Origin of the sequence: Moraxella sp. TY6, from assembly GCF_048551375.1 — a bacterium.
GTDB lineage: Bacteria > Pseudomonadota > Gammaproteobacteria > Pseudomonadales > Moraxellaceae > Faucicola.
The window spans coordinates 1-11,583 of the sequence record NZ_JBLYZJ010000026.1; the positions used below are offsets into that span (position 1 = coordinate 1).

Here is an 11,583-nt window from a genome sequence, read left to right on the forward strand (position 1 = left end):
TTCGCCCATGTGAGAGTAGGTCATCGTCAACACCCTCTTAAGTAAACCCCCACTCAGTCGAGTGGGGGTTTTTATTTGTGTGATGTATTAAAAGATGGATTTTTGCTATATTTATCAGTAAAATTCGCAAATTATTTATTTCATGGTTAATTATGTCTGACTCGGTCATTTCTTTGGCACTTCGTTATAATATGTTGAGGCAACAAGACTCGGCATGGCGATTATTGACTGCCAAAAGAGCCCCATTAATTTTGGCTTGTGCAGAACAGTTGTTTTCTAGTTTGCATAAAAGCGTATCAATGGAGGAAGCGATTGAGTTATTGGCAAAAAGCTTTGATGAGTTTAGCCATGATAGTAGTATGGAAATTTCAAAGGATACTTATGCGTTAGCCAAGCAAGAGTGGCGTGGTTGGCTGAAACGTGGCTTAATTGTTGAGAAAAATAATGAGGTGTTTGCCACTGATGCGTTACAAAATGTGATAGCCTTTGTGAAGGTATTGGCAGAACCCACGATGATGACCTCAACGGCTTCTCGGTTGCAGACGGTGCAGTCAGAAATTCAGCGAGTGGCAACAGTATTAAATCCCAATCAGCAACGGCGTGAACAGGCTTTACAACAGCAAATTTTGCAACTTCAACAACAGTTGGAACAGGTAAGGCAAGGCAATTTTGAGCCGTTATCAGAACGAGAAGCTTCTGAGAGTATCGAAAATATTTATCAGTTGGCGATGAGTTTGCATAATGATTTTCGTAGGGTGGAAGACTCTTATCGGCAGATGGATAGGACGTTGCGTGAGAATGTGATTCGAGAGCAATACCATCGTGGGCAGGTGGTGGCAGAGTTGCTAAATTCACATGAAGCATTGATTAACACGCCTGAGGGCAGAGTGTTTCAAGGTTTTAATCAAGCGTTGCAACGTGAGGAGTTGGAGTTATTAAAGTATCATATTCGTGAAATTTTGAGTTATGAGGTGGCAAGCACCACGTTAACCCAAAAGCAACGAAGCAATTTTTATTATTTAACCCAATTGTTAAATAAAGAAGCAGGTCATGTGATTCATGCTAAACAGCGGATTGAGCATGATGTGCGTAGTTTTATCCAAACAGAATTAGCAGTAGAGCATCATCGGGTTGGGGATTTGTTAAAGCAGGTGTTTAATGAAGCCCTTGATATGGATTGGCAATCTGCCAGTTTGCGTCAAACGCCGAGTAATTTACCACCGCTTGCAATAAATGTAGATAAAATCAATGCGATTGAACGCTTGATGGTCAAAGAGGTGAAGTCTGAACAAGCCCTTAGTTTGGATTTGGGTATCAATCAAACGGTTGATTTGGCTGATTTGGATATGACGTTTTGGCAAGCATTGGAGGGGTTGGATAGGCAAGCATGGTTTAAACAAACCCAACAGGCATTACAGCAAGCCAATCAACCGTTGACATTGTCAGCATTGGCAGAGATATTGCCGTTGCCTGAATATTATGATATGGAAGCAATCGCCATGTGGTTGGAGATTGCCCGTGCGACAGGTTCGGCTTTTACAGGGGCGTATGAGCCATTACAGCGTATTCAAGATGGTGAAATTTGGCAGTTTACCATTCCTCAAGTAACATTAACCGCTGAACAAATGCAACATTTGGATTTGGCAGATATTTAAAGTGATAGCATTGATGATGACACCCTCTTTTGAGTTATCCCAAGCCCATAAACGTGCTTTACAAGAGTTGTTAAAGCAAGGCGTGATTGAGCATCAAACTAAACCACAGGAATATCAAGCATTAACGCAGGCACATGAGGCATTAAATGCCTATTTATCGGCGTTTGATTTATATGCAAAAATTGATGAGGTGCGAGGTTTGGTATTTATTTGTGTACAAAAACCAGCCATTGATGAGGCGGTGGTGATGGATGCGGATAAATATGTTGCGAGTCCTACCCATGCTGTAACCACTGAGAGCCAGCATGATGAGGCTACGTTGGTATTATCTTTACAAGATATGGCAGAGGCACAAGATACCCTCGATGATGAATGGACGCATCCTTTGGTACGCCGTCAACGTTTAACCCTTGAGCAGTCATTATTATTGGCGATTTTGCGACAGCGATTTGTTGAAGTGGAGCAACAGCAAGGCATTGGACATGAGCAGGTATTGGCGGATTTGGATGAGCTAAAAAATCAACTGTTTGTGTATTTGCCGAGTAGTGGCAGTGAAGCCAAAGATGATGAAAAAATTCAAAGTTTGCTCAAGCAATTGGCGGAACATGGGGTGGTGGGTAAGGTTGATGAACATCAAGTAGTGATACGCCCATTGATTGCTCATTTGGCAAATCCTGAAAATTTATCTCGGTTATTGCTTCAGTTGCGAGCCTTAAATGGTAAATCGGTGCTGAATGAGGGTAGTGTATGAAAAAATCCATTCAGCATGATGAGGTTAGTTATTATCTAAGCCGTATTGAGGTTTATAATTGGGGTGGTTTTGCCAATTTTCACCAAGCGGATATTCATCCGAATGGCACGGCAATTATTGGGCAAACAGGTAGTGGCAAAACCACATTAATTGACGCATTGATGACGTTGTTGACGGTGCGACCCAGTTATAATTTGGCTTCGACAGGTGGGCATGAAAGCGACCGAGATTTGATTAGCTATATTCGAGGCGTGTCGGGGGCAGGGGAAAATAGCGAGGATATTTCTCGTGCTGGAAAGACTCGCACTGCTATTACTGCCTATTTTACGCCAATTGATAATAAACAAAATTTTAAAGAAAACCTGTCGCAGATTGAGCAAGAAACCATCAGCCACCAACAAGGGCTATTGCATGATGATTTATTTGCCGAGCCAAGCATTACCCAAGCCAATGCTTTGATCAGTCAAAATAGCCTAAGTAATTCAATCACACAATTACCTGTGGTGGCATTGGGGGTGATTTTTTGGATTGATAGCACCAGTAATAGCCCCAAAGACCGTAATGATGTTTGGTTGTTTTCTCAAGATAATAGTACGTTAAAAGATTGGTTGCATGAGTTTGACCAAGGGCAAAAAAAGGGCTTAAAGCATTGGGCAAAAAACCGAGAAAAATTGTCAATTTTTGATAGTAAAAGCAGTTATTTGGCAAAAGCTCAACAATTTTTTGAGGTAGGAGATAATGCGTTTAAATTGCTCAATCGTACGGTCGGTTTAAAACAACTCAATAGCATTGATGAAATTTTTCGAGAGTTGGTATTAGATGACCATAGTTTATTTGACCAAGCAGAGGCGATTGTTAAGCAGTTTGATACCTTGACCCAAATTCGCCACGACCTTGAAACTGCCAAAAAACAGCAAAAATCGCTATTACCATTGATGGGATTGCAAGCCACGTGGCAAAAGTTACACCAACAAGCGGAACAATATCAAAAAATTATCGATTATTTGCCATTTTGGTATGCGTTTTTTGCGGTGGGCTTGTGGCAACAAAAAATTGACAATCTAAAAGTGACGTATAAAAGCGTGCAGTATGATGTAAGCCAAACACAACAGCAATTTGAGCAATTGAATCAACAGTATCATGTGTTGCTTGACCGTTATAATCAAACAGGTGGGGCGAGTTTATCCTTATTACAACAACAAATTGCCAAACAAGAATTGGTGAATAATCAATTGCAAAAGCATTGGCAACACTACCTTCAATTGGTTCAAGCGTTACAATTTGAGCCTGCAACCACGCCATTACAACTGACTGAGCAACAAGCCACTGCCAAACAAAAGCAACAACAATTGGTTGTTGAGGTGGAGCAATTCGAGCAACAGCGTGATGAATTGGGGGCAGAAAAACAACGCCTATATCAAGATTGGCAAGATAAGCAACAGCAACTACGCCAAGCATTACAACAAAAATCCAATATTCCACCGAAGTTTGAGCAGTTTCGCCAAGACTTAGCGTCACATTTGCAGTGTGATAGTGAGCAATTGCCGTATCTTGCACAGCTGGTTGAGGTCAAGCCACACGAAAAGCATTGGCAAGGGGCGATTGAGCGAGCGTTGGGTAGTCATCGTTTGCGGTTACTTGTGCCAGATGAGGCGATGCCCAAAGCATTGGCGTGGGTGAATGCACGGCATAATCAGTTGCATGTGCGTTTATATCAAGCCAATCCGCAGGATGTTCAACAAAAGCCATATTTTTCCGATAGTTTTGTGCATAAACTGAATTTAAAAAATCATTCATTATCAGATGCGTTACAAGCGATTTTATCGACTTTAGACCGTCATTGTGTGGCAAACGAAACGTTACTACAAACCACATCCCATGCCATGACCGAACAGGGCTTAATGTCAAATAATAGGGGTTGGTTTGATAAACAAGACCAAAAATCATTGAATGATGATTGGTTGACAGGATTTGATAATCAAACTTTGGTAAAAAATCTCACCCAGCAACAACAGCAAGCCAAACAAGCATATGAGGCGGTCAATCAACAGTATCATCAGTTAAAACAACAACTTGATGGATTGCGACAGTCGGCTATTTTGCTCGAACGATTACAACAGATAGATTTTGACAGTATCAATCTCGCTCAAGTGCAGGCACAGCTGCAGCAGTTGCAACAAAGTTATGCCATGTTGACTGCCCCTGATAGTGAGTTGTCACAACTCAAAACCCAGTGTGATACGCTAAAAACACAGCTTGAGCAATTGCAACAACAGCTCAATAGCCAAAATGTGCAACTGCAATTGAATGAGCGACAGCAACAAGACTATCAGCATCGCCAACAACAAAGCCAACAATATTTGTCAAAATTTACAGGCAAAAACTTGAGTGAACAGCCAGTTTTTCAGCAGATTAGTGCTGAAACCTTGCCATTGACTTTGACAGATTTGGATAATATTCATTATTTGGAAAAAGAAAATCAACGCCTGTGGGGACAGCAACAAGAAGCCAATCTCAAAAAAATCAGTGAAACTGAGCGTAAAATTATCAATCAAATGAACGTGGCAAAACAAGCCGACACAGGGTCATTGACCGAGGTGGGGACGGATATGCAAGATTTGCCTGCGTACCTTGAGCGTTTGACCTTGCTCAATGAAGAGGATTTGCCCAGTCAAGAAAAACGTTTTGTGCAGTATCTGACCGATTCTTCGACCGAAAGTGTGTCACAATTATTAAGCGATATGAAAGGTCAAATTGACCAAATTAAGGAAAGAATACTGGGTTTAAATCGAGTATTGCAAGAGGTGGATTTTGACAAAGCGAAATATTTGCAGTTAAATTTACACCCTGTAAGTCATGCCAGTGTCAAGGAATTTGAGCAAGCGGATAAACGGCTTAAGAGTTTTAGCCTAGATATCAAAAATCCCAATCCAGAAGGGCATTATTCAGCATTGCGTCAGTTGATTGGCTTGTTACAAACAGCGATTGATAAGAAAAATACCTTGGCTTCTCGTGCGTTACTTGATACACGTTATCGTTTGGGTTTTTCGATTTCGGTGTTGTCACGAGTTGACCATAGTGTGCTAGAAACTCGCACAGGCTCACAGCGAGGCAGTGGCGGTGAAAAAGAGATTATTGCCAGTTATATTTTGACTGCGTCATTGAGTTATGCCCTTGACCCCAGTGGTTTTTTGACCCCGAAATTTTCGACTATTGTGTTAGATGAGGCATTTTCTAAAAGCTCACAAGCAGTGGCAGGGCGGATTGTCAAAGCGATTCATGCGTTTGGTTTACACCCTTTGTTTGTCACGCCCAATAAAGAAATGCGGTTGCTTCGAGAACATACCCAAAGTGCGGTGTTGGTACATCGTAAAGATAAAAATGCCACGCTGTCAAATTGGTCATGGGATAAAATTGAAGCGGAAGCCCAAAAACAATTGGCGACCCCAAAGCCTTAAAATACTTAAATAGCCCTATGATGAAATCCCCTACTGTCTTGAGCCAACAACTTGCCAAAGATTGGCAACAGCCCAAAAAACGTGTCGAACGCTTTTGGGCGTTGTGTGAGGGTGTACCGTTGGGGTTGTCGATTGGTTTGCCAACTGCCAGTGAGGTGCAACAGTCGATGGGGCGAGTACGTGAGCATTTGCAGGCATGGCAACAGCTAGATAACCAAGCCATTGGTACAGTGGTTTGGCAAACAAAAAAATACCAGTCATGTGCCACCGCTATTGAAGTGCCTGTGCATTGGCAGTTATACAATTTGGCTGATTGGCAACAGGCGATGGCAAGTGATGGGATAAATAGAGCTGATATTGAGGGGCAAGTTGCCACTGTTAAAGCAATTGAAGCAACAGAGTTGGGGTATTTTATTCAGTTATGGCAACAGGCATATTTTCACCCTATCCACGGTTATTTAGGTGATCTGCAGGATGAGTTGCAGGATGAGTTACAGCGTCATCACCGTCATAAGCAAAATAATGCTCAAAACCATCACCATCTCATTCGAGAACAGTTTTCATTATTACTTAAATATAAAGATAAAGTGCTAACCTATGAGTCAACGGTGCTGATTCAGCTATTGGTGTTATCTCGGTTATTGTATCAAGATTGTGCGATGGGATTGCCATTGCGTTCGTTTAGTTTAGCCATGTTGGTGGGGGTTTTGGCAGAAGATGGTCAGCGTTTATACCAAGATTTTTTGGCAGACTTGCGTTTAGATAGCAAGTTTTTTGAGCGACATCAGTGGCTATTGAGCAGGTTATTGGATTTGCGGTTTGATGGGCAAGCGACCGCATTGGGATTAGCCACATTTTTGGGGTCGGAAAATTATACAGGGGGCTGGCTTCGTTTATATGATGGCTCAACGCAATGGTTGCCTTTTGCTCATGTGCGTATTCGAGCGATGGATTTGCAAGCCAGTGACATTCCATTTGACAAAATTTTAATCATTGAAAATGAGCAATGTCTGGATTTGTTGCCCCCTTTGTCGGATGTATTGGTGATTTTAGGGGCAGGGCTGAATTTAGTATGGCTTCAATCGCAAGGCTGGCAAGATAAACACGTGTTTTATTGGGGTGATATCGACACTTGGGGGATGGCGATGTTGGCGACCGCCCAACGCTACCAGCCTCATGTACAGGCGATATTGATGGATGAAGCCACACTGCACGCCCATCATGCGTCACAAGTGGTCGAACCTGTGGCATATTCGATAGCAGATAATGCCCCATTAGCAGGGCTAACCGCACCTCAGCAAGTGTTGTTTGATTATCTCAAAGCCCATGCTATACGACTGGAGCAAGAATATATTGAAAAATCTTGGTTAAATAATGCCTTAGCAGTATATGGTTTATTCAAATACTAAATAGTGTTATGGGTTGTTTTTGGTTAAAATAGCATTTTTGAGTATCATCGCATTAAGTGAGAATTTATATGAATATTACCGTTATTAATCACCCGCTTGTTAAACATAAACTTTCTTTGATGCGAGAAGCCGACTGTAGCACTTATAAATTTCGCACATTGACCAAAGAATTGGCAAGGCTCATGGCATATGAAGCCAGCCGAGATTTTTCGACCGAAACCTTTAACATGATGGGATGGGAAGGGCATGAAATTGAAGGCATTCAAGTCAAAGGTAAAACCGTGACAGTTGTGCCAATTTTGCGTGCTGGCTTAGGCATGTTGGATGGGGTACTGGATTTAATCCCAACTGCGAAGATTTCGGTGGTGGGGTTACAGCGTGATGAGGCAACGCTAGAGCCAGTGCCGTTTTTTGAGAAGTTTGTGGCAGATATTGACAAACGCCCTGCGTTGATTCTTGACCCCATGTTAGCAACAGGTGGTAGTATGGTTGCAACCATTGATATGCTCAAAAAACATGGCTGTCAAAATATTAAAGCCTTGGTGCTAGTGGCAGCCCCAGAAGGTGTTAAGGTTGTCAATGAAGCCCACCCAGATGTGACGATTTTTACAGCAGCCTTAGATAGCCATCTAAATGAGCATGGTTATATCATTCCCGGCTTAGGCGATGCAGGGGATAAGATCTTTGGGACAAAGCAAAGCTAAAGCGATAGTCATTAATATTTAAAATAGTACATTTAAATTCCGTGGGTTACGCCAAACAGATGGCTAACCCACGCTATGATTTGTCCTATTTTGAAAGCGTTTCACGATACTTGGTGGTTTGGAAAGAAGTCCTAAGTTATTTTTCCAATTGACTGACATCACGCACTGCACCTGTGTCGGCACTGGTGGTCATACTGGCATACGCACGCAACGCTTGCGATACATAGCGTTCACGATTGACAGGTTTCCATGCTTGTTTGCCACGAGCGGTCATTTCAGTACTGCGTTTGGCAAGTTCGTCATCACTTACCGCCAAATGAATCGAACGATTTGGAATGTCAATTTCAATGCAATCGCCTTCTTGCACCAAGCCAATCGTCCCACCTTCGGCGGCTTCTGGTGACACATGACCAATCGACAAGCCAGACGTACCGCCACTAAATCGCCCATCAGTCAATAAAGCACAGGCTTTACCCAATCCTTTTGACTTCAAATAACTGGTAGGATACAGCATTTCTTGCATTCCCGGCCCGCCTTTTGGGCCTTCATAGCGAATCACCACGATATCCCCTGCAACAATGCTATCTGCTAAAATTGCTTCCACGGCATCATCTTGGCTTTCAAAGACCCTTGCACGCCCTGTAAATTTCAAAATACTGTCATCAACGCCTGCGGTTTTGACGACACAGCCACGTTCGGCAATATTGCCAAATAACACTGCCAAGCCACCGTCTTGTGAGTAGGCAAATTCTTTTGAGCGGATACAGCCACTTTCACGGTTGGTGTCAAGGTTTGACCATGATTGGTTTTGGCTAAAAGCTTCGGTAGTACGCACACCAGCAGGGGCGGCAATATAGCGGTCACGAGCGTCACAGTCAGGGTTGTTAAGATTGGCAGGATTCATAATGTCCCAATGGCGGATTGCCTCGCCAATTGTGGCACTATGTATGGTCGGTACATCGGTATGAATCAGCCCTGCACGGTCAAGTTCTGCCAAAATCGCCATTACACCGCCTGCACGATGTACGTCTTCCATGTGGTATTTTTGGGTGGCAGGGGCGACCTTGGCAAGGCAAGGCACTTTTCGGCTAAGGCGGTCGATATCTGCCATTTTAAAGTCCACGCCTGCTTCACTGGCGGCAGCGAGTAAATGTAAAATGGTATTGGTCGAACCACCCATCGCAATATCTAGGCTCATGGCGTTTTCAAAGGTGGCTTTGGTGGCAATCGAACGTGGTAAAACGCTGGTATCGTCTTGTTCGTAGTAACGTTTGGCAAGTTCAACAATGCGTCTGCCTGCTTCTAAAAATAATTCTTTGCGTTTGGCATGGGTAGCCAATAACGAACCGTTACCTGCCAATGATAGACCCAAAGCCTCAGTCAAGCAGTTCATCGAATTGGCGGTAAACATCCCAGAGCATGAACCACAAGTCGGACAAGCCGAGCGTTCGGTAATGGCAACAGCTTCATCACTGATTAAATCGTCTGCGGCATCAATCATGGCATCAACCAAATCGAGTTTACGCACTTTTTCGCCTTGCTCATTGGTCACGGTTTCGTGTTTGGTATGTCCATCGCCCAGCGTGGTCGCCAAGACTTTGCCTGCTTCCATTGGGCCACCTGATACAAAGATGGTGGGAATGTTTAGACGCATGGCCGCCATTAGCATACCAGGGGTGATTTTATCGCAATTTGAGATACATACCAACGCATCGGCACAGTGGGCATTGACCATATATTCAACGCTATCGGCAATCAAATCACGGCTTGGCAAGCTGTACAACATACCGCCATGCCCCATCGCAATGCCATCATCGACTGCAATGGTATTAAATTCTTTTGCCACACCGCCTGCTTTTTCGATTTCACGAGCCACGAGTTGTCCCAAATCCTTCAGATGCACATGCCCTGGTACGAACTGGGTAAACGAGTTGGCAATGGCGATGATGGGTTTGTCAAAATCGCTGTCGGTCATACCAGTGGCACGCCATAAGGCTCTCGCCCCTGCCATATTACGTCCTGCGGTCGAAGTTTTTGAGCGGTACTGTGGCATAATCATTTCCTTAAATTTCACAAAGTCTACCGTTAAGTGTACTATATTATGGCTAATGACAGCTAGTCATAGCGTATGCCAGTTGGTTATGATTTAATAAAAAAATTGGCATACTTATTTTTATGAGGAGAATCCTTTGACCCTTAACGCATTGTCTTTATCGGATGTGGTGTTACAAAGTTTGGTATTTTTAGCCAAAGAACAAGCCGAAACCCAGTCATTAGTTGGTATGGTGATTGGTGAGCCACCGCTGTTATCAGCCACGCCAGTGACCACATTGAGCGACATTGCCAATGTTGAATGGCAACGAGTTAGCACCACCGATTTTATTGAGCTAAATTTTAGTCAACGTTTTGAACTGGCTGTGTTGATTTTGACAGGTGATTGTCAAATTGATACACAAAATATTCAACGTTGTCGAGATTTATTTGCTAAGTATTGTTTGGTTTTACAGCCAGTCCCTATAGACTCGTCCACTAATCAACCTTTGGATATGTTTAGCTTTGGTTTTAGTCGTTTCCATGAGCAAGTAATACCATTATTGGATAATAATTATCATATCTGGCAGTTTAATTTATTTGATTATAAACATTTGCCTGATTGGTTTAACAGTAAGTTTTGGGCAAATCCAGAAAATTGGAATAAATTTCGTTGGTAAATAGTCAATAGCGGACTTTTTAACGGTAAATTGCTACCATTTATAAAATTTTACCAAAAACTGCTGAAAAAATTACAGTAACACTGTTTACAAAAACTGATAAATTGCTTTAGTCTATGGTAAAATAATTAGATGAGATTTATCATCACATTATCGTCTATAATTACATCGTTATCTTGAGGAATGAAACATGAAATCAACCACCATGAAAATCTTTGCCATGACTTGCTTAGGTGCAACTATTGCGATGACAGGTTGTGCCACCAAACATAGAAAGACCTCTGAAGTGGTCGTTTCGCCAATGGGTGTAAATGGTGGTGGAGCAGGCTATTACAATGGTGGTGCTTTGGTCAACAACAGTGCCGATGTGGTAGCAATGGCAGGTCAAAAAGCCAATGCCGTGTATTTTGGCTTTGATAGCAGTGAAATTGACAGCCAAGGTCAAGCGGTACTCAACCAACACGCTTCACTACTAAAAGCCAAACCAGATGCCCGTGTACAAATTTCAGGTCACACCGATGAGCGTGGTAGCCGTGAATATAATATGGCATTGGGTGAACGCCGTGCCAAATCAGCCCAAGCTTACCTTGGTTCACAAGGTATTGACGCATCACGTACCGAAGCGGTGAGCTATGGTGAAGACCAACCAGCCGCTGCAGGACATGATGAATCATCATGGGCATTAAACCGCCGTGCGGAATTGAATTACTAATTGTTTGGTTAATATTATTGGGTTCAATTTAGGATAAGATGGTTTGTTGTTGGGCGTATGCAATACGCCCCTACGATTTTTCTATTTTAGGATTTACGCATTTAATCAAATCGTAGGTTGGGTAGAGCTTGCGATACCCAACAATTTGAATGGTTTATGTTGGGTGTCATTCTTCCACCCAAC

8 protein-coding genes are annotated in these 11,583 nt (G+C 42.8%); 7 read left to right on the forward strand and 1 reads right to left on the reverse strand.

The genetic code is table 11. The annotated features are described in order from the left end of the window. Window positions 1–152: 152 nt before the first annotated feature. The 5 genes from ACK1U4_RS11860 (at window position 153) to upp (ending at window position 7,977) form a co-directional block, all read left to right on the forward strand. Window positions 153–1,655 carry a DUF3375 family protein gene (locus ACK1U4_RS11860; protein ID WP_419401771.1) on the forward strand — a complete coding sequence of 501 codons (1,503 nt, stop codon included), beginning with the start codon at window positions 153–155 and terminating at the stop codon, window positions 1,653–1,655. A 13-nt stretch (window positions 1,656–1,668) separates the two neighbouring features. Next, window positions 1,669–2,406, forward strand: a complete 738-nt coding sequence (locus ACK1U4_RS11865) for a DUF4194 domain-containing protein (protein ID WP_419401772.1) — start codon at window positions 1,669–1,671, stop codon at window positions 2,404–2,406. After that, window positions 2,403–5,864, forward strand: a complete 3,462-nt coding sequence (locus ACK1U4_RS11870) for an ATP-binding protein (protein ID WP_419401773.1) — start codon at window positions 2,403–2,405, stop codon at window positions 5,862–5,864. Before ACK1U4_RS11865 ends, ACK1U4_RS11870 begins: the two co-directional genes overlap by 4 nt. Window positions 5,865–5,881: 17 nt before the next feature. Beyond that, window positions 5,882–7,273 (forward strand): Wadjet anti-phage system protein JetD domain-containing protein, encoded by a 1,392-nt coding sequence (locus ACK1U4_RS11875; protein WP_419401774.1) that lies wholly within the window; start codon window positions 5,882–5,884, stop codon window positions 7,271–7,273. Between the two features lie 68 nt (window positions 7,274–7,341). Beyond that, entirely contained in the window at window positions 7,342–7,977 is a 636-nt protein-coding gene (gene upp / locus ACK1U4_RS11880) for a uracil phosphoribosyltransferase (RefSeq protein WP_419401775.1), read from the forward strand. A 136-nt stretch (window positions 7,978–8,113) separates the two neighbouring features. Here upp and ilvD read toward each other — a convergent pair whose 3' ends face one another. Next, complete coding sequence (gene ilvD / locus ACK1U4_RS11885; RefSeq protein ID WP_419401776.1) at window positions 8,114–10,030, reverse strand: dihydroxy-acid dehydratase; 1,917 nt, start codon at window positions 10,028–10,030, stop codon at window positions 8,114–8,116. 136 nt (window positions 10,031–10,166) lie between these two features. Here ilvD and ACK1U4_RS11890 point away from each other — a divergent pair, with 136 nt between their 5' ends. Next, window positions 10,167–10,688, forward strand: coding sequence for a DUF6231 family protein (locus tag ACK1U4_RS11890; RefSeq protein ID WP_419401777.1), 522 nt, complete (start codon window positions 10,167–10,169; stop codon window positions 10,686–10,688). A 190-nt stretch (window positions 10,689–10,878) separates the two neighbouring features. Continuing rightward, window positions 10,879–11,400: a peptidoglycan-associated lipoprotein Pal gene (pal, locus tag ACK1U4_RS11895; protein ID WP_419401778.1), complete on the forward strand. Its 522-nt coding sequence runs from the start codon at window positions 10,879–10,881 to the stop codon at window positions 11,398–11,400. Window positions 11,401–11,583 lie beyond the last annotated feature (183 nt).

Excerpts from the sequence above, each read along its gene's own strand:
- ACK1U4_RS11860 (WP_419401771.1), top strand. The coding sequence starts at position 153 with ATGTCTGACTCGGTCATTTCTTTGGCACTTCGTTATAATATGTTGAGG.
- ACK1U4_RS11865 (WP_419401772.1), top strand. The coding sequence starts at position 1,669 with ATGATGACACCCTCTTTTGAGTTATCCCAAGCCCATAAACGTGCTTTA.
- ACK1U4_RS11870 (WP_419401773.1), top strand. The coding sequence starts at position 2,403 with ATGAAAAAATCCATTCAGCATGATGAGGTTAGTTATTATCTAAGCCGT.
- ACK1U4_RS11875 (WP_419401774.1), top strand. The coding sequence starts at position 5,882 with ATGATGAAATCCCCTACTGTCTTGAGCCAACAACTTGCCAAAGATTGG.
- upp (WP_419401775.1), top strand. The coding sequence starts at position 7,342 with ATGAATATTACCGTTATTAATCACCCGCTTGTTAAACATAAACTTTCT.
- ilvD (WP_419401776.1), bottom strand. The coding sequence starts at position 10,030 with ATGCCACAGTACCGCTCAAAAACTTCGACCGCAGGACGTAATATGGCA.
- pal (WP_419401778.1), top strand. The coding sequence starts at position 10,879 with ATGAAATCAACCACCATGAAAATCTTTGCCATGACTTGCTTAGGTGCA.